This is a genomic window from Kitasatospora sp. NPDC030952, from assembly GCF_055571335.1.
In genome coordinates this window covers 166,037-183,500 of the sequence record NZ_JBVIFM010000014.1, presented here as the reverse complement: position 1 = coordinate 183,500, position 17,464 = coordinate 166,037, and the positions used below count along the sequence as shown (strand labels likewise).

Genomic DNA, 17,464 nt, shown 5'->3' with positions numbered 1-17,464 from the left:
CGGACGTCAGTCCCAGGGATCGCCCTCGGCGGTCATGTTCTCGGCGGCGCGCCGGTCGGCCTCCTCCTGGGCGAGCCGGTCCCGGATGAGCCGGTCCTGGGCGTCCCTGGTCCGCTCGACGTCCTCGCCGAAGGCGTCGGCCGCCTCGTCGTGGGCGATCGCGGCCCGCTCCGCGGCGTCCGGTCCGGTGGACTCGTGCTGCGGCGGCCGGTGGAACAACCTGTCCAAGATGCCCATGACTCCTCCTCCTGCGGACGGAACCGCGGAATTTCCGGGCTGCCCCCACTCTCACACCGGGGGCCTGCGGATGCACCTTGAGTCTTTGGTCCCTGGCGGAGGCGCCGAAGGGCCGTAGCCGGGTGCGGGCCGGAGGCGGAGGGTGGCGGTGTGAGGAACTCGACCGAGGAACTGCACGACGGACCGCGCCGGCGGGTCGGCCCGCTGGCCGCGCTGGACGGGCGGCTGCCCGGCACCCACGACCTGCTGCTGATGCAGTGCCCCGGCTCACTGCGCCCGGTGGCGGGCGGCGAGCTGCCGGGCTGGGCGCGGGCGGTGCTGCGGACGCACCCCTGGGTGACCGTCGGCCGGGCGCCCGCGCAGGTCGGCGCCCCGGCGGACCCGCCCCACCCGCAGCGCTGCACCCGGGACCCGGACGCCGCGCCCGAGCACTGGGTGCCGGTGACGGTGCGCGGCGCGCGCCCCGGGCAGCGGCTGGACGCGCTGGCCCCCTGGGCCGCGGTGGCCCGGACGCTGCGGCCCGAGCAGCTGGCCGAACGGCGGGCGCGACTGGCCCCCGCCCGGGTCGGCGGCATCCCGGCGCTGGCCCTGCTGCCGGAGGTCGGCCGGCTGGTCGCGGACCACCGGCTCTCCTGGGGCCCGATCGGCGCGGTCGGCTACGAGCTGGGCACCGGCCTCCCGGTGGCCGGGCCGCTCAGCCCGCTGCGACTGGTGCTGCGCGCCCCGCACCCGGTCAGCCGGCGGGACGCGCTGCAGCTGCGCCGGGCGCTGAGCAAGCTGCCGGTGCCGGTGCAGGCCGAGCTGGAGACCCGCTACGGCGCCGTCCAGCTGGCCGAGTACGCGGCGGGGGTGCACAGCTTCACCCTGCTGACGCCGGACGGGCCCCGGGAGGTCCACGATCCGTGGTTCCCCCGGGGCCCGTACGATTAGGACGTGTGCGTACGGTCAGCCGCTGACGCTGGGCGCGCCCGTCTCCAGGTGGCCGGTGAAGCGCTGCGACCAGCCGGCGTCGACGTCGACCGTGACGGTGGAGTCGTACCAGCCGTTGTTGTGGGCGACCGCGTTGAAGAAGTCGCTGACGCTGCCGCCGGCCGGCACCTGGTACGTCCAGGGGCCGTCCGTGCGGTAGTTGTTCGAGGTGATGGTGAAGGTGATCGGCGAGGTGCCGGAGTTGTCCATCTTGAAGTAGACGGCGAGCTTGCCGCTGCCCGGCTCGACCGCGTACGAGGCGGTGACGGCGGCGTTCTTGCCCGCCTTGGTGAGGTCGCCGGTGAAGCGGCGCAGGAACCGGTTCGGGCCGACCACGGTCAGGTCGTACTTGCCGTTGCCGAAGTTGTTGGTGCCGCAGTTGAAGAAGTCGGTGACCGGGCTGCCGGAATCCACCGTGTACTGCCAGGGGCCGCCGCTGCGGTAGGCGTTGGCGTACGCGGCGAAGTGCGCGGCCCGGGCGGCGCCGTCGTTCGACATCTTCACCCAGACGTGCATGACCCCGCTGGCGTTGCTGTCCCAGTGGTCCAGGTTGGCGTTGGGCTGGTACGGCAGCGCGCGGGCCGGGCGGGTGCCGGGCTCCTGGGCGGGCAGCGCGTTGTCGCTCGGCGAGGGGTTGGGCAGCGGGCCGCAGGTGGACAGGCCGATGGTCTGCGAGGTGTCGGGCAGCGTGGGCAGGCCGTACACCGGGTTGGCGAAGTCGAAGACCGAGGTGAGGTCGCCGCAGACCTGGCGGCGCCAGGCGCTGATGTTGGGGCTGGTGGCGGGCGTGCCGAGGGCGGCGGTCCACACCTCCAGGAAGCGCAGCACCGAGGTGTGGTCGAAGGTCTCGGAGTTGACCCAGCCGCCTCGGGTCCACGGGGAGATCGCGATCAGCGGGACGCGGAAGCCGAGGCCGATGTTGGTGGAGTTGTAGAACTCGCCCGCGGTGCCGGCCGGCGCGGCCGGCGGCGGGACGTGGTCGAAGAAGCCGTCGTTCTCGTCGTAGTTGAGCAGCAGGACGGTGGAGTTGAACACGTCGGGGTTCGCGTTCAGGGCGTCCATCACCAGGTGGACGAAGTGCGCGCCGTCCTCGGGGGTGGCGTAGGGGTGCTCGGAGGACTGCTGGTCGGCGACGATCCAGGAGACCTTCGGCAGGGTGCCGTTCTGCACGTCGGCCCGGATCGCGGCGGCGATGTCGTCCGGGGTGCGGCCGGTGACCTTGGGGACGGAGCCCATGCCCTTGACGGCCAGCGGGCTGCCGGCCGCGGCGCCGGTGAACTGGCTGAAGTAGGCGAGGGCGTTGTCGCCGAAGTTGTCGGCGGCGTTCTGGTAGACCTTCCAGCTGACGCCGGCGTTCTCCAGCGCCTCGGCGTAGGTCTGCCAGCGCAGGTTGGACTCGGAGCCACCGTCGTAGGCCGGGCCGCCCGCGGTGCCGGCCGGGTCGATCGTCCCGCTCCAGTGGTAGGTGCGGTTGGGGCCGGTCGCGCTGAGCACCGAGCAGTGGTAGGCGTCGCAGATGGTCCAGTTGTCGGCCAGCGCGTAGTGGAACGGGATGTCGGCGCGCTGCAGGTGGCCGAGGGTGCGGACGGTGCCCTTGGCGGACACCCAGGAGTCCATCTTGCCGCCGTTCCAGGCCTTGTGCTGGTCGGACCAGGCGTGCGAGAGGTCGCCGTTGCACTGCGCCTGGGTCTCCGCGGAGCCGCCGGCGCCCGAGGGGTTGAAGGCCCACGGGTACTGGCGGGCGAACAGGCCGTTCGGCTGGTTGAAGACGCTGTAGCCGCCGGCGATCTGGATGGCGGCCTTGTCGGCGAAGCCCCGGACCCCCTTGAGGGTGCCGAAGTAGTGGTCGAAGCTCCGGTTCTCCTGCATCAGGATCACCACGTGCTGCACGTCGGTGATGGTGCCGGTGGTGCTGAGCGCGGTGCTGGAGGCGGTCGCGGCGGCGGCGCTCGGGGCGGCGGCGCCCACGACGTCGGCGCCGGCCACGGCGAGGCCGGCCGCGGTGGCGCCGGACAGCGTGACGAACTTCCTACGACTCAACTCGGCCATCAGACCGGTCCGTCCCTTCACTGGCGATGTTGTGTACACAACTCGGGGCCATCGATCGCGGAGCAGTCTCCACCTCGACCGGAGCCGGCCACCAGATGCGCGCAGCAGGTTTGTCGGACTGTTCGTCCCGGCGTCACCGGGCGACGACGGGCTGAACGCCCGGCCGATGCGACGGGGAGACCGTCTACACCAACCGGCGCCCGGTCAGCGGTCCTTCACCTCGATGCCCAGCGCGTGGGCGAACTGCGGCGCCAGCTCCAGCAGTTGGGAGGTGCTGATGACCGCCCCGCGCAGCCCCTGGTGGCCGTCCGCCAGGCCGAGCCGGGCGGCGCCGCGCAGATCGGCCTTGCTCAGCACGGCCCCGCGCAGCCGGACCTCCTCCAGCGTCGAGCCGGGGAAGGACACCCCGGTCAGCTTCGCCCCGCCGAAGTCCACGTCGCGCAGCAGACAGTCCTCGAACACGACGTCCCGCAGCACGGCCGACCGCAGGTTGACCGCCTCCAGCTTGCAGCCGCGGAACACCACCCGGCGCAGCGCGGCCCCGTACCCGGCGACCCCGGCCAGCACCCCGCCGACGAAGGCGCTGTCCTGCCACTCGGTGTCGCTCAGGTCGCAGGCCACCCAGCGGCCGGCCTGCACCCAGACCTCGTTGAACCGGGCCTGGCGCAGCTTGACCCCGCTGAGCGCGACCCCGGTGAAGGCGCACTCCAGGAAGGCCGCCCCGGCGCCCGACTCGTCGGTGTGCTCGCCGCCGTCGAAGTGCGCGGTGTCGTAGCGCTCGTCGCTGCGCAGCGGACCGGTGTGCGGGCGCAGCAGCTCGGCGTACGGGAGGTCGGCGAGCTGCTCGGGGACGGAACGGGGCATGGCGGCGCCTTTCGGATCGCGGCGAACGGGTCTCGCCCGCATGCTCGCACGCGCCACCGACAGCTCCCCCGCACGCGCCACCGACAGCTCCGCCCGTACACGCCCCCGCCGGCCCCGCCGGCCCGGCCGTCCGCCCGGCCGTCACCAGGGCGGCGACGCCCCGGCCCGGCCGCTGCGGACGCGGCCGGGCCGGGGCGCTCGGGCGGTGGGCCGGCCGATCAGCCGCGCGCCCAGAGCGAGTTGACCCGGCTGCGCTCGGTGCTGTTCGGGTACGGGTTGGTGCAGGAGGTGCCGGGGCCGCCGCCCGACATCAGCTCGCTGCACGGGCCGGAGTAGTGGTCCGGCAGGCCGAGCACGTGCCCGGTCTCGTGGGCCGTCACCCGGACCGAGTTGTACTGCCGGTTCTGCTGGTAGTCGAGGAAGACGTAGCCGCGCCCGTGCCCGTCGGTGCTGGCGTACGAACCGCGGCTGTCGTTGCCCTCGTAGTAGCTGAAGTCGGCGGCCGAGCCGGCCTGCAGCCGGACATTGCTGACCGAGCTGTTCCAGATCTGCGCGGCGCTGGCGATCTGGCTGCGGAAGGACGGCGCGGAGCTGGCGTCGTAGGTGACCACGACGGTCGCCAGGCCCGGACTGGCGGCCTGCTTGGCCTTGGCGGAGGCCATCACGGCCTGGAAGAACGCCTGGTTGTCGGCCGCTTCCTGAGTGGAACCGGCGTACGTCGAGGCGGTGTAGCCCTGGACGGCCGGGGCCGCCGGCGCCGCGGCGGCCGCGGTGGTGGGCAGCACGGCGAGGCCGGCCGCGAGGGCGAGGCCGAGGGTCGCGGACAGCACGGATCGCTTCATGTGGGGGCTCCTGAAGGGGTCCTGGAGGTGTTGGGGGCTCCGGTCCCTGGTGCCGCGCCGGGTTGGGGGCCGGCTGGGGGGACACCTGGCGACCGGGTGTCCCCAGAGCTTCGGGCAGCCCGGCGGCCGGGCGGATGATGTCAACCCGCGATAGCCCGGTGCAATACCCCCGCGCCCCTTCGGATTCCGGCCGTCTTTTACTCGTCTTGACTCAGACATGCCCCTGGCATTCCGTTCCGGGGGCGGCTAGGCTCCCGGACGGGGAAGTACCCGTGCGGTGGCCCGCCCGTTTCCGGCCGGGCGGGCCACCGCGCCCGATTCACCCGCCGGGCACGTCAGTTGGCCACTGCCACGCCGTTCGCCCAGAGTGCGTCGACCTGTGCGCTCTCGTTGGCGTCGGGGTGCGCGTTGGTGCAGGACGGGCCGGGGCCGTGGCCCGACATCAGTTCACTGCACGGTCCCGAGTAGTCGTCGGGCAGGCCGAGCACGTGCCCGGTCTCGTGGGCCACGATCCGCAGCGAGTAGTACTCCTGGGCCTGCTGGTGGTCGATGAAGATGTAGCCGTGCCCGTGCCCGTCGGTGCTGGCGTACGAGCCGCTGCCGTCGCCCTCGGTGTACGAGAAGTCGCCGGTGCCGCTGGTCTCCTGGAGCTGGACGTTGTGCACCGAACTGTTCCAGATCTGCGCGGCGTTGGCGATGTCGCCGGCGAAGGAGGGGGCCTGGTTGGTGTCGTAGGTGACGGTGACGGACTGCAGCCACGGGTCGGCGGCCTGCCTGGCCTCGGCGGAGGCCATCACGGCCCGGAAGAACGCCTGGTTGTTCGCGGCCTCCTCGGCCGGACCGGCGTGGGCCCGGGCGGCACTGGTCTGCGCGGCCGGAGCGGCGGGCGCGGCGACGGCGGTGGTGGGCAGGGCCACGAGCGTGGCGGCGAGGCCCAGTCCGAGGGTCGCGGACAGCACGGATCGCTTCATGTGGGGGCTCCGAGTTCACGGTGCGCCGGTCCGCCCGGGCCGGTGGGGGCCGGACCGGGCGGCTGCGGCGCGCGGTGGGGGCCGTCCCGGCCGGGGCCGGGGCGGTGCGGTGCCCACGAGCTTCGACCCGCCCGGGCCCGTCGCGGATGATGTCAACCCGCGATAGCCCGGCCGACTACCGGTGGGTATCCGCCGTGGGTGCCGTCGGCGCGCCTTGATTCCCTGTCATGTCCTTGGCGATACGGCTCGATGACGTCTATGCTCCCGTCGTGGAGCTCGACGTGAGACACCTCCGGGTGCTGTGCGCGATCGCCGACACCGGCAGCCTCCGCAAGGCCGCGCTCCAGCTCGGCATGACCCAGCCCTCCCTCACCACCCAGCTGCACCGGATAGAACGAGCCATCGGCGGAACCCTGTTCACCCGCGAGCAGACCGGAAGCCGGCCCACCGCACTCGGCCACTCGGTGCTGTCCCGGGCCCGGCCGGTGATCAGCGAGATGGCCGCCCTGGTCGCCGCCGCCCGCCAGGAGGCCCGCGACACCACCGGGCCCGACCGGCAGCGCCGGCTGCGGATCGGCAGCGTCGGCAGCCGGGCCGTCGCCGCCTGGCTGCGCCGGGTGCACGAGCGGCTGCCGGACACCGACACCACCATCCACGTCGACATCTCCGCCAGCGCCCTGCTGCGGATGGTCGCAGCCGACCAGCTGGACGTGGCCTTCGTGTACGAGAGCGAGGGCTTCCCGCTGCGGGTGCCGCCGGACGCCGAGCACCGGGTGCTGATGGCCCGTGAGCCGCAGTTCGTCGCGCTCGCCGCCGGGCACCCGGCCGCCGCCCGCCCGGTCGTCCACCTGGCCGACCTCGCCGAGGACACCTGGATGGTCGACCCGACCGCCGACCACGAGTACGCCGCGATGCGCCGGGTCTTCAGCGAGGCCGGGCTCAACCCCCGGGTGGTGCAGGTGCGGGACAACGCCACCGCCGCCGAACTGGTCGCCTCCGGCGAGGCCGTCCGCCCCTGCCAGCCGACCTCGCTGCCAGGGCCCGGCACGGTGGTCCGCCCCGTACACGGGGACCCGCTGGCCGTCCGGCTGCTCTTCACCTGGCGCCCCCGGGTGCTCAGCCCGCCCGCCCTGGACGCGCTCTACGGCGAACTGCGCGCCGCCTACCTGGACCTGGCCAAGGTCAACCCGGCCTACCTGGCCTGGCTGGCGCGGCACGAACCGGTGCTGCTGGGGCGGCTCTAGGATCCGCCGGTGGGGCCCTGGGTCCGACGGACAAGACCCTGGGTCCGACGGACGGACCCCGGGTCCAGCGGACCAAGACCCCGGGTCCGCCGGACCGGCCCTACCTCCCGACCCGGCCCTCCCGGCTGTGGATCAGCACGCCCGTGGCGACCATCAGCGCGCAGACCAGGCCCGCCGCCAGCACCCCGGACCCGCCCAGTGCCGTACAGGCCAGCACCAGCGCCGCCCCGACCGGCGCCACCGACTGGGCCACCGGGCCGCGCTTGGTGTGCCGGGAGTGCAGGTACCAGACGGTGACCAGGTAGACCGCGGTCGGCACGGTGACCGTCGCGGTGGCGGCCGTGTCGGAGATCTCCGCCTTGTGCACGGCCGACTCCACCGCCACCTCAAGCCCCGCGCCGATCGCCGCCGCCGAGCCGAACACCAGGTAGTGCCCGTAACCCCAGGCGAAGGCCTGCCGGTTGGAGCGCAGGTGGTCGTGGACGGGCCGGGCGAAGTAGATCCACCAGGCCGCGAAGCAGATCAGCAGCCCGCCGGCCGCCACCGGCACCAGCCGGCCCAGCTCCTCGTGCTCGTCCACCGCCGACTGCACCGCCACCGTCGCCGCGGCCACCGTCTCGCCGAGCACGATCAGGGTGAACAGCCCGTACCGCTCGGCGATGTGGTGTGGGTGCCAGGCGGTCTGCATCCGCAGCTCGGCGACCACCGGCACGGCCAGCTCGCACAGCACCCCGATCGGGATGATCACCGGCCGGGCGGCGTCCGGCAGGAGCAGCACCACCACCCAGCCCACCTGGCAGAGCGTGATCCCGACCGCGTACCGCAGCGCGACCCGCCGGGCCTCGCCCTGCTCGCTCGCCGCCGCGCGCAGCCACTGGGTGACCATCGCCAGTCGCATCACCACGTAGCCGACGATCGACAGCGTGAGGTCCTGGGCGGTGAACAGCCGCGGCACCCCGGCGGCCAGGATCAGCACGCCCGCGATCTGCACCAGCGTGGTGATCCGGTACGGCACGTCGTCGCAGTCGTACGCGGAGGCGAACCAGGTGAAGTTCATCCAGGCCCACCAAATGGCAAAAAAAGCGAGGGCGTAGCCGCGCAGGCCCTCGCCGTAGTGCCCGGCCGCCAGCGAGTGGGCGAGTTCGCGGCCGGCCTGGCCGACCGCGACCACGAAGCAGAGGTCGAAGAACAGTTCCAGCGGGGTGGCGACCCGGTGCGGCTCGTCGCGGTCGCGGGGGACCATCCGGCGCACCGGGGGCGGGTCGACGTGGTGCGCTCGGGGTGCCGCGGCGGCGGGTTCACTGGGCATCGGTGCTGCTCCGGGGGGTCGGGAGGGGGCGGACGGGGCCCGGGAGGGCCGCCGTCCCGCGCATCCTGGCAGCGGCCCGGGCCCGGCGCACGCACCGGCGCGGCGCGCGCGGCGCCGGGCACCGGCCCCCGTACCGGTTCGGACACCGGCCCCGATCCCGTACCGCCCGGGCGCCGTTTTCGCGCACCGATCCGCATCCGTGCGACAACTCCGTTCGAGCCCTGGCACGATGCCCGCTTATGCCCCTTTCCTCCTTGCCGTCAGCGAGAGTTGACGCTTCGGTGCGCGAAGTGGGTGACAGCGCGGCGGGTTTCCGGGCGCGCCTGCGCGCTGCGCCGCGACCGGCCGGGACGCCCCGCTAGATTCGTCCCCGGTTGGAAGCGAGCGCGGGCCCCTGCGGGGCCCCACGACACGGGCGGCCTGCGGGCAACGCGGAAGGTCAAGGCCGGTGGCAGGACAGCGGGGGCGGCGGAGCCGGCCCACGCGTGTCCGCACCACCGGCCTCGTGATCACCGCGCTGCTCGCCAGCGCCTGCCGTGCGGTCGCCCTCGCCGCCTCGGCGGCCCGGACTACTTCTCCCAGCCGACCTTGCTGTAGTCCTCGCTCCCGAGGCCGAAGGCACCGTAGTTGGCGAGTCCCTTGCGGACCGCCGCCACGACCGGCCGCTGGTAGAGCTCGACGGTGTGGCCGAGCTCCCAGATCTTCGCGTCCGCCTGGTTGTAGAGCTTCGCGGCCTCCGCCGGGTCGACCGTTCCGGCCGCCTTCTTCAGCAGGTCGTCGATCTCCTGGCTGCCGAGGCGCGAGGGGTTCTGGAAGGAGTTGTCGCCCACCGGCAGACGGAAGTTGGCCAGGCTCTTGGAGTTCGGGAACGAGTCCGTGTTGCGCCAGCTCGCGAGGTCGAACTTGCCCGGGGTGATGTACTTGGAGAAGAAGTCGTTGGCGGCCACCTTGTCCAGGTCGACCTTGACCCCGGCCTGCTGCCACATCGCCGCCGCCGCGGTGGCGAGGTCGAGCTGGGCCTGCGCGGTGCCGTCGCTGAGCACCCAGTGGAGCTCCAGCGGCTTCCCGTCCTTGGTCCGCGGCTGACCGCTGCCGGACTCCTTCCAACCGGCGTCGTCCAGCAGCTTCTTGGCGGCGGCGAGGTCGAACGTGGCCCAGTCGCCGGAGTTGTCCTGGTAGCCGGCCTGGTTGGGCATGATGATGTGGTTGCCGAGCGGCTTGAAGGTCACCGGCACCCCGTTGTTGGCGATCTTGATCAGCGCCGAGCGGTCGAGCGCCCTGCCGAGCGCCTGGCGGACCTTCTGGTCCGCCAGCGCGCCGTTCCCGCCGAACGAGATGTGCACCTCGTCCCACGGGCTGGCGGCCCGGATCACGGTGTCCTTGGCGTCCTTGAGCTGGCCGTACGCGGCGGCGGTGCCGGCCGAGGCGAGGTCGATCTCGTTGTTGAGGTAGGCCTGGATGCTCGCCGACTTGTCCATCACCCGGAAGGTGATCTTGTCCAGCTTGGGCTTGGTCCCCCACCAGGCCGGGTCCGGGACCAGGCTGAGGGTCTGCGCGGTCTTGTCCGCCGTCCCGATCCTGAACGCGCCCGCGGTGATCGGGATCCGCTCCACCCAGCCCTTGTTGAAGTCGTCCGGGGTGGAGATGCCCGCCGCCGGGATCAGCGGGCGGAACAGGTTCTGCCAGTCCGCGTACGGCTGGGCGAAGGTGACCTTCACCTCGGACGGGTCGGCGCCCTGCTCGACCGCGGAGATCAGCTCGTAGCCGGACGGATCGGCGATGTTGTACGCCGGGTCCTTGCCGTTGCTGGTCTGCCAGTCCGCCTTGAAGTCCAGGTAGCTGAGCGGCTTGCCGTCCGACCACTTGGCCTTGGGGTTCAGCTTGTACGTGACCACCTGCGGCGAGGTGGAGGTGACCTTGGCGTCCACCAGGTAGTTCGGGTTCGGCTGGAAGGTGCCGGAGGCGTCGGTGCCGAACAGTGTCGGCTCCAGCGCCCGGATGAGGTCCACCGTGTCGGTGTAGGAGCCGCCGTCGACCTGGAGCGGGTTCCACTGGGTGATCCACTGGTCCAGCTGGAAGCGCACCTCGCCGCCGTCCTTGACCTGGTCCAGCGGCTTGGCGTTGATGTCCTGGGAGTCCTGTCTCGGTGGTTCGCTCTTGGCCACGTCACCGGCCGAGCCACCGCCGGAGGTGCACGCGGTGAGCGCCAGCGCGACGGCGACGGCGAGGGCGGCCGACCGGCCGAGGCGACGGGCCGTACGGGAAGCGTCCATGAGGGTCCCCCTGGGATCGGTGGCAGGAGTTGGGTCGCGGGAGGCATGACCGGGCTTGAGCGTGGGCACTCAATCCGGCACCGAGCCAGAGGAACGTAACAGCGGATCAGATCCGCCACCAGGGGGAGGAACGCACACCTGATCCAGCCGTCACACGGCGCAATCCCGGCGCAACACCGCGGCCGCACCACGGTGCTTCACTCTGACCTGCGCGTTCCCGACAGCCCTCCCCACCCTGCCGACCGATGCCCCGACCGGGCCCCGACCGAAGGCCACCAGCCGATGCCCACCAGACGCGTCGCCGCCCCCGCCCCGGGCGGCCGCTGATGCTCCGCTACCTGGCGAAGCGGTTGAGCTACTACGCGGCGCTGCTGATCGCCGCCGTGTTCCTGGCGTACGCGATCTCCGCGAGCGCCCTCCAGCCGCGCACCTACTTCGACGCCAAGGTGCCGCGCCCGTCCGCCGAATCGGTCGAGCGCCAGCTCACCGCGCTCAACCTGAACGACCGCACCCCGGTCGTCGAGCGCTTCGGCCACTGGGCCGGCGGCCTGCTCCACGGCGACCTCGGCCGGACCATCCACGACACCCCGGTCACCGACGACTTCGGCCGCCGGGTCTGGGTCTCGCTGCGGCTGCTGCTGATCGGCAGCCTGCTCGGCACCGTCCTGGGCGTCGCCGCCGGGGCGTGGAGCGCGGTGCGCCAGTACCGGATCTCCGACCGGCTGCTCACCGTGGTGTCCTTCGTGCTGCTCTCCACCCCGGTCTTCCTGGTCGCGCTGTTCCTCAAGAACGGCGCGATCGCCGCCAAGGACGCGGCCGGCCACGAGGTCGTCCCGTTCACCGGCTACGAGACCCCCGGGCTGACCGGCGGCCTCGGCACCCACCTCGGCGACTGGGCCCTGCACCTGCTGCTGCCCACCGTCTCGCTCGCCCTCGGCGGCCTCGCCACCTACAGCCGCTACCAGCGCGGCACCATGCTCGACGTGCTCGGCTCCGACTACCTGCGCACCGCCGAGGCCAAGGGCCTCACCCGTCGCCAGGCCCTGCTCAAGCACGGGCTGCGCACCGCCGTGATCCCGATGTCGACCATGTTCGCGTACAGCTTCCTGGCCATCTTCACCGGCGCGATCTTCACCGAGACGATCTTCGGCTGGCACGGCATGGGCGAGTGGCTGATCCAGTCGATCAACGAACAGGACGTCAACTCGGTGGTGGCGATCAACCTGTTCACCGCCGTCGTCGTGCTCGCCTCCGGCTTCCTGGCCGACACCCTGCACGCCGCCCTCGACCCGCGTGTGCGGGTCTGACCGGAGGTGAGCTGAGATGACCGTCGTCGCCGAGTCGGCCGGCCCCGACTCCCCCGCCGGCGCCCCGGCCGGCACCGCCGGACGACCGCCGCGGGCCACCGGCCGCGGCCGGCTCGTACTGGCCCGGCTGCGCGCCGCCCGGGGCGCCGTCGCCGGGGCCGTGCTGATCCTGCTGCTGTTCGCGCTCGCCTTCGGCGGCCCGTACCTGACGCCCTGGGACTACGCCGCCCCCGACTTCACCGCGCTGCACCAACCCCCGTCCGCCGAACACTGGTTCGGCACCAACGGGGTCGGCCAGGACGTGTTCGCCCAGACCGTCCGGGGGCTGCAGAAGTCACTGATCATCGGCCTGCTGGTGGCCCTGTTCTCCACCGTGCTGGCCTCGCTGGTCGGCGCCTGCGCCGGCTACTTCGGCGGCTGGACCGACCGGGCGCTGATGTTCCTGGTCGACCTGATGCTGGTCTTCCCCAGCTTCCTGATCATCACCGTGGTCTCGCCCCGGCTGCGCAGCAGCGGCTGGATCGCCTTCGTGCTGCTGCTCGCCCTGTTCAACTGGATGATCACCGCCCGGGTGGTCCGCTCGATGACCGTCTCCCTGCGCGAGCGCGAATTCGTGCGCGCCGCACGGTTCATGGGCGTCCGGCCGCTGCGGATCATCAGCCGGCACATCCTGCCGAACGTCGCCTCCTTCCTCATCGTCGACGCCACCATCGCGGTCGGCGGCGCGGTGATGAGCGAGACCGCGCTCTCCTACTTCGGCTTCGGCGTCCGGCCGCCGGACGTCTCGCTCGGCACCCTGCTCGCCGCCGGGACGAGCGAAGCCCCGGTGTTCCCCTGGATGTTCTACTTCGCGGCCGGGCTGCTGGTGCTGTTCGTGCTCGCCGTCAACCTGGTCGGGGACGGGCTGCGCGACGCCCTGGACCCCACCGCCCAGGGCGCGCCCCGGCGTTCCCGCCGCCCCCGGAGGAAGCAGAAGTGACCACCGCCGTCGAAACCCCGCTGCTCGCCGTCCGGGACCTGCGGGTGGACTTCGCCGGCCCGCACGGCCCGGTGCCCGCCGTACGCGGGGTGGACCTCACCCTGCGGCGCGGCGAGACCCTCGGCATCGTCGGCGAGTCCGGCTCCGGGAAGTCCGTCACCGCGCTGTCCGTGCTCGGGCTGCTGCCGGGCACCGCCCGGGTCTCCGGCTCGGTGCGGCTCGACGGCCGGGAGCTGGTCGGCCTGCCCGGCAGGGAGCTCGCCGCGATCCGCGGCCGCAAGGTCGCCATGGTGTTCCAGGACCCGCTGTCCGCCTTCACCCCGGTCTACCGGATCGGCGACCAGATCGCCGAGGCCGTCCGGGTGCACCAGCCGGTCGATCGGGCCACCGCCCGCCGCCGGGCCGCCGAACTCCTCGACCTGGTCGGCATCCCGGCGCCCGACCGGGCCCTGGACAGCTTCCCGCACGAGTTCTCCGGCGGCATGCGCCAGCGCGCGATGATCGCCATGGCCATCGCCAACGAGCCCGACATCCTGCTCGCCGACGAGCCCACCACCGCCCTGGACGTCACCATCCAGGCCCAGGTGCTCGACGTGCTGCGCACCGCACGGCGGGAGACCGGCGCGGCCCTCGTCCTGGTCAGCCACGACCTCGGGGTGATCGCCGGCGCCGCCGACCGGGTCGCCGTGATGTACGCGGGCCGGGTGGTCGAGACCGCCGGGGTGGACGAGCTGTTCGCGGCCCCGCGCCACCCGTACACCCTCGGACTGATCGGCGCGCTGCCCCGACTGGACGGTGGCGGCGGCCCGCTGGTGCCGATCCCCGGCGCCCCGGCGCCGATGGCCGAACTGCCGCCCGGCTGCCCCTTCGCCACCCGCTGCCCGCTGGCCGAGGCGCGCTGCTCGGCGGCGGAGCCCCCGTTGAGCGGGGACGACGGGCACCTGGCCGCCTGTGTGCGCTCGGCCGAGCTGGCCGAGCGGCGGCCCGCGCCGAGCGAGGTGTACCCGGTGCCGGAACCGCCGTCCGGGCCGGCGACCGGGGACCGCTCCGAGCGGGCGCCGGTACTGGCGGTCAGCGGGCTCGGAAAAACGTTTCCGCTGCTCAAGGGCACGGTGTTCAAGCGCAAGGTCGGCGAGGTCTACGCGGTGGACGGCGTCGACCTCGACCTCCGGGAGGGCGAGACCCTCGGCCTGGTCGGGGAATCCGGCTCCGGCAAGTCCACCACCCTGTTCGAACTGCTGAGACTGGGCGCCCCGGAGACCGGCCGGATCGAACTCCTCGGCCACGACACCGCCCGGCTCACCCGGGCCGAGGCCCAGCGGCTCCGGGCCGAGCTGCAGATCGTCTTCCAGGACCCGATGGCCAGCCTCGACCCCCGGATGCCGATCGGCGACATCGTCGCCGAGCCGCTGCGCGCCCAGCGCGCCCCGCGCGAGGAGATCGCCCGCCGGGTGCCCGAACTGCTGCACCAGGTCGGCCTCGACCCGGACCACGCGGTCCGCTACCCGCACCAGTTCTCCGGCGGGCAGCGCCAGCGCGTCTCCATCGCCCGGGCCCTGGCCGTCCGGCCGAAGCTGCTGGTGCTGGACGAACCGGTCTCCGCCCTGGACGTCTCGATCCAGGCCGGGGTGCTCAACCTGCTGCAGTCGCTCAAGGCCGAGCTCGGGCTGTCCTACCTGTTCGTGTCGCACGACCTCTCGGTGATCCGGCACCTCGCCGACCGGGTCAGCGTGATGTACCTCGGACGGACGGTCGAGCAGGGCGAGGTCTCCGCCGTCTTCGACCGCCCCCGCCACCCGTACACCCGGGCCCTGCTCTCCGCCGTCCCGCTGCCGGACCCCGCCGCCGAACGCGCCCGCGACCGCATCCTGCTCGCCGGGGACCCGCCCTCCCCCACCGAGCGCCGCACCGGCTGCCCGTTCCGCACCCGCTGCCCGCTCTACGCCGGGCTCGCGGACCCGACGGCCCGGGCGCGGTGCGAGCAGGAGCGGCCGACGCTCGACGGCGACCGGACGGCGGCCGACCACCAGGCCGCCTGCCACCACCCGGACTGACGGGGACGGAGCGACTGCCGGGGAGGACGACGCGCCGTGACGCCGGGTGATCGGCCGAATACGATTCGGCGGATCGGTCCGGTGCCGTGTACTGTCTTCCACGTCAGCAAGCGCCGCTAGCTCAGTTGGTTAGAGCAGCTGACTCTTAATCAGCGGGTCCGGGGTTCGAGTCCCTGGCGGCGCACATGGCAAGGTCTCAGGCCGTCCACTCCGGTGGGCGGCCTGAGGCGTTTCCCGGAGCGGCTGCCGTCCCCCGGGGCGGCGGGCGACGTCTCAGCGGGTGTCGAGGACGGCGGAGGCCACCGCGTCCGGGCGGTCGAACATCACCAGGTGCCCGGCCGGCGCCGTGGTCCGGAAGTCGGCCCCGAGCAGCGTCGCGAGCTCCCGCTGCTCGGCCAGCCAGGACTCGGTGCGGCCGCTCCGGCAGCCGTCGTCGGCGGCCAGCACGGTGACCGGCAGCTCCTCGGACAGCGGCCGGGTGCGCCGCAGCCCGTCCAGCTCGGCGGCCATGTCGAGGTAGCGCCCGTTCTCCCGGAGCAGCGCGCGCAGCGCCCGGCCGGTGCGGTAGCAGTGCCGGACCAGCGGCGCCGGGGCGAGGTCCTCGCGGCGGACGGTGGACAGCCGGGCGGTCACCCGGCGCGCGGTCGGGCCGAACAGGTACGGCACGGCGAGGGCGGTCGCGGCGCCGGCCACCGCCCGGGCCGCGAGGTCCCGTACGACCGGCGCCGGGTACGGGCGGGCCCCCGGTTCCACGCTGCCGTCGACCAGGACCAGCCCGGCGGCCCGCTCCGGGTGCAGCCGGGCGAAGGCCTCCACGTGGAAGCCGGCCAGCGAGTGGCCGACCACGGTGCAGGGCCCGTCCAGCCCGAGGCCGTCCAGCACCGCGCGGATCCGCCCGGCCTCGCCGGCCAGCGTCGGGGCGGGCCGCCGCCCGGTGGCCGGTTCGGCGGCGCTGAGCCCGTAGCCGGGCCGGTCGAAGCGGACGACGGTGCGGTAGGGGGTGAGGAAGGGGACGACGAGGTCCCAGTCGAACCAGCTGCTGCCGAGGCCGCCGGTGAGCAGGCAGACCGGGCCGCTGCCCTCGGTGCGGACGTGCAGCGGGACGCCGTCGACGCGCAGGAAGCGCGCCCGGATCGCGGGGGTGTCGGGGGTCTCGGAGGTCTCGGGAGTGGTCATGCCGGCCTCCGGTCGAGGGCCGGCCCGCCCGATTCGTCCGTGCGGGCCGGGCCGTTGGGGCGGGCCGTGTGGTCCGGGCGGGCCGAGCGGGCGACGGCCACGGCGAGGACGCCCAGCCAGAGCGCGACCAGCAGCACCTGGAGCCGCTGCCCGGCGCCGAGCGCCCAGGTGCCCCGCCCGGCCTGGAAGGCGGCGATCGCCCCGAGGCTCCAGCCGGTGGCCAGCAGTTCCGCGCCGAGCAGCCAGGGCCCGACCCTGCGTACGGCCGGCCAGCGGTGGGACCGGCGGGCGGCGACGGTGAGCGCGACCAGTCCGATGAGCGCGCCGAGCACGGCGAGGCTGCTGGTGACGGCGTGCGCGGCGTGGGTGGCCGGGACCAGCCCGGCGGTCTCCCGGGCGGCGCACATCTCGTCACTGGTGGGAGCGCAGCTGAGCGGCAGCCGGGAGTCGGCGGCGGTCGCGGCGCCGAACAGCGCCAGGGCGGACCAGCCGGCCAGTGCCCAGCGATCGCCGCGACCGGAGACGCCGGCATCGCGGCCGGGGGCACCGGGATCGGCACCGGGGGCGCCGGAATGGGGGTCGGCGGCGCCGGGGTGCCGGGCCTGCCCGGTGGCGAGGGCGATGAGGGCGGCGGCGAGCACGCAGAGTCCGGCGGCCAGGTCGGTGGCGCGGAAGAGGCCGCCCAGCGGCTGGTTCTCGGCGGCGAGTTCGCTGATGTACGCCTGCACCGGGTCGAGTCCGGTGCTCAGCACGACCTCCAGCACCCACGCGGTGTAGGCCACGGCGCTGAGCAGCAGCAGGGCGGCGACCGCCGTCCGTGCGCGGTCGGACCGCTTCCGGGGGTGGGGGCGTCGGGAGCGGGGGCCGAGGTGTCCGGGCTGGGGGCTGGGCACGTTTCCACCCTAACCGGGCAAGAACTCCGCCCCAACCGGGAGGAAACGGGCGCCCGGAGCACCGGCGGGGCGGGCGTGGTTCGAGGCACTCCCCGGAACCGTGTATTGTTTTCCAGGTCAGCAAGCGCCGCTAGCTCAGTTGGTTAGAGCAGCTGACTCTTAATCAGCGGGTCCGGGGTTCGAGTCCCTGGCGGCGCACAGACAGTTGGGGAGCCTCTCGCAGCAGCGAGGGGCTCCCCGATTTTTTGGCCCTCGATGTCCGTTTTATGTGTGATGTCGGTCTCGATTGCCGTTCCG

The 17,464-nt window shown here is 73.5% G+C and carries 14 protein-coding genes and 2 tRNA genes; 7 read left to right on the top strand and 9 right to left on the bottom strand.

Features of this window, described 5'->3' with window-relative positions; translation table 11 throughout:
* Positions 1 to 6 precede the first annotated feature (6 nt).
* The gene (locus ACZ47G_RS24265) at positions 7 to 237 is read right to left on the bottom strand and encodes a hypothetical protein (protein WP_465745855.1); all 231 of its coding nucleotides are present in this window, start codon (positions 235 to 237) and stop codon (positions 7 to 9) included.
* 150 nt (positions 238 to 387) lie between these two features.
* On the opposite strand from ACZ47G_RS24265, the gene ACZ47G_RS24260 reads away from it, so the two are divergent.
* The gene (locus ACZ47G_RS24260; protein ID WP_465745853.1) at positions 388 to 1,167 is read left to right on the top strand and encodes a phosphoribosyl-dephospho-CoA transferase MdcG domain-containing protein; all 780 of its coding nucleotides are present in this window, start codon (positions 388 to 390) and stop codon (positions 1,165 to 1,167) included.
* A 15-nt stretch (positions 1,168 to 1,182) separates the two neighbouring features.
* Here the strand turns inward: ACZ47G_RS24260 and ACZ47G_RS24255 are convergent, their stop codons facing one another.
* The 4 genes from ACZ47G_RS24255 to snpA (ACZ47G_RS24240) form a co-directional block, all read right to left on the bottom strand.
* On the bottom strand, positions 1,183 to 3,255 hold the full coding sequence (locus tag ACZ47G_RS24255; RefSeq protein WP_465745946.1) for a phosphocholine-specific phospholipase C: 2,073 nt from the start codon (positions 3,253 to 3,255) through the stop codon (positions 1,183 to 1,185).
* Between the two features lie 204 nt (positions 3,256 to 3,459).
* Positions 3,460 to 4,119 carry a pentapeptide repeat-containing protein gene (locus ACZ47G_RS24250; protein WP_465745851.1) on the bottom strand — a complete coding sequence of 220 codons (660 nt, stop codon included), beginning with the start codon at positions 4,117 to 4,119 and terminating at the stop codon, positions 3,460 to 3,462.
* 218 nt (positions 4,120 to 4,337) lie between these two features.
* The gene (gene snpA / locus ACZ47G_RS24245) at positions 4,338 to 4,961 is read right to left on the bottom strand and encodes a snapalysin (RefSeq protein ID WP_465745849.1); all 624 of its coding nucleotides are present in this window, start codon (positions 4,959 to 4,961) and stop codon (positions 4,338 to 4,340) included.
* A gap of 335 nt (positions 4,962 to 5,296) precedes the next feature.
* Positions 5,297 to 5,932: a snapalysin gene (gene snpA, locus ACZ47G_RS24240; protein ID WP_465745847.1), complete on the bottom strand. Its 636-nt coding sequence runs from the start codon at positions 5,930 to 5,932 to the stop codon at positions 5,297 to 5,299.
* Positions 5,933 to 6,201: 269 nt separating this feature from the next.
* Here snpA (ACZ47G_RS24240) and ACZ47G_RS24235 point away from each other — a divergent pair, with 269 nt between their 5' ends.
* On the top strand, positions 6,202 to 7,176 hold the full coding sequence (locus tag ACZ47G_RS24235) for a LysR family transcriptional regulator (RefSeq protein WP_465745845.1): 975 nt from the start codon (positions 6,202 to 6,204) through the stop codon (positions 7,174 to 7,176).
* A gap of 100 nt (positions 7,177 to 7,276) precedes the next feature.
* Here the strand turns inward: ACZ47G_RS24235 and ACZ47G_RS24230 are convergent, their stop codons facing one another.
* A complete protein-coding gene (locus ACZ47G_RS24230) occupies positions 7,277 to 8,485 on the bottom strand; it encodes a low temperature requirement protein A (protein WP_465745843.1) in 1,209 nt (402 codons plus the stop codon).
* A 569-nt stretch (positions 8,486 to 9,054) separates the two neighbouring features.
* Positions 9,055 to 10,758 (bottom strand): ABC transporter family substrate-binding protein, encoded by a 1,704-nt coding sequence (locus tag ACZ47G_RS24225; protein ID WP_465745841.1) that lies wholly within the window; start codon positions 10,756 to 10,758, stop codon positions 9,055 to 9,057.
* A 326-nt stretch (positions 10,759 to 11,084) separates the two neighbouring features.
* Between ACZ47G_RS24225 and ACZ47G_RS24220 the strand changes: the two genes are divergently transcribed.
* The 4 genes from ACZ47G_RS24220 to ACZ47G_RS24205 all read left to right on the top strand — a co-directional run bounded on the left by ACZ47G_RS24220 (position 11,085) and on the right by ACZ47G_RS24205 (position 15,282).
* Positions 11,085 to 12,065 carry an ABC transporter permease gene (locus ACZ47G_RS24220; RefSeq protein ID WP_465745839.1) on the top strand — a complete coding sequence of 327 codons (981 nt, stop codon included), beginning with the start codon at positions 11,085 to 11,087 and terminating at the stop codon, positions 12,063 to 12,065.
* 16 nt (positions 12,066 to 12,081) lie between these two features.
* Entirely contained in the window at positions 12,082 to 13,044 is a 963-nt protein-coding gene (locus tag ACZ47G_RS24215) for an ABC transporter permease (RefSeq protein ID WP_465745837.1), read from the top strand.
* Entirely contained in the window at positions 13,041 to 15,098 is a 2,058-nt protein-coding gene (locus ACZ47G_RS24210; protein ID WP_465745835.1) for an ABC transporter ATP-binding protein, read from the top strand. Before ACZ47G_RS24215 ends, ACZ47G_RS24210 begins: the two co-directional genes overlap by 4 nt.
* A gap of 110 nt (positions 15,099 to 15,208) precedes the next feature.
* Positions 15,209 to 15,282, top strand: a tRNA-Lys gene (locus ACZ47G_RS24205).
* Between the two features lie 89 nt (positions 15,283 to 15,371).
* Here the strand turns inward: ACZ47G_RS24205 and ACZ47G_RS24200 are convergent.
* Positions 15,372 to 16,274, bottom strand: a complete 903-nt coding sequence (locus ACZ47G_RS24200) for an alpha/beta fold hydrolase (protein WP_465745833.1) — start codon at positions 16,272 to 16,274, stop codon at positions 15,372 to 15,374.
* Positions 16,271 to 17,074 carry a DUF998 domain-containing protein gene (locus tag ACZ47G_RS24195; RefSeq protein ID WP_465745944.1) on the bottom strand — a complete coding sequence of 268 codons (804 nt, stop codon included), beginning with the start codon at positions 17,072 to 17,074 and terminating at the stop codon, positions 16,271 to 16,273. The genes ACZ47G_RS24200 and ACZ47G_RS24195 overlap by 4 nt, the downstream gene beginning before the upstream one ends.
* A 217-nt stretch (positions 17,075 to 17,291) precedes the next feature.
* Here ACZ47G_RS24195 and ACZ47G_RS24190 point away from each other — a divergent pair.
* Positions 17,292 to 17,365, top strand: a tRNA-Lys gene (locus ACZ47G_RS24190).
* The last annotated feature ends 99 nt before the right edge of the window (positions 17,366 to 17,464 follow it).

Coding starts and splice junctions, on each gene's coding strand:
- ACZ47G_RS24265 (WP_465745855.1), bottom strand. CDS start 237: ATGGGCATCTTGGACAGGTTGTTCCACCGGCCGCCGCAGCACGAGTCC.
- ACZ47G_RS24255 (WP_465745946.1), bottom strand. CDS start 3,255: ATGGCCGAGTTGAGTCGTAGGAAGTTCGTCACGCTGTCCGGCGCCACC.
- ACZ47G_RS24250 (WP_465745851.1), bottom strand. CDS start 4,119: ATGCCCCGTTCCGTCCCCGAGCAGCTCGCCGACCTCCCGTACGCCGAG.
- snpA (WP_465745849.1), bottom strand. CDS start 4,961: ATGAAGCGATCCGTGCTGTCCGCGACCCTCGGCCTCGCCCTCGCGGCC.
- snpA (WP_465745847.1), bottom strand. CDS start 5,932: ATGAAGCGATCCGTGCTGTCCGCGACCCTCGGACTGGGCCTCGCCGCC.
- ACZ47G_RS24230 (WP_465745843.1), bottom strand. CDS start 8,485: ATGCCCAGTGAACCCGCCGCCGCGGCACCCCGAGCGCACCACGTCGAC.
- ACZ47G_RS24225 (WP_465745841.1), bottom strand. CDS start 10,758: ATGGACGCTTCCCGTACGGCCCGTCGCCTCGGCCGGTCGGCCGCCCTC.
- ACZ47G_RS24220 (WP_465745839.1), top strand. CDS start 11,085: ATGCTCCGCTACCTGGCGAAGCGGTTGAGCTACTACGCGGCGCTGCTG.
- ACZ47G_RS24215 (WP_465745837.1), top strand. CDS start 12,082: ATGACCGTCGTCGCCGAGTCGGCCGGCCCCGACTCCCCCGCCGGCGCC.
- ACZ47G_RS24200 (WP_465745833.1), bottom strand. CDS start 16,274: ATGACCACTCCCGAGACCTCCGAGACCCCCGACACCCCCGCGATCCGG.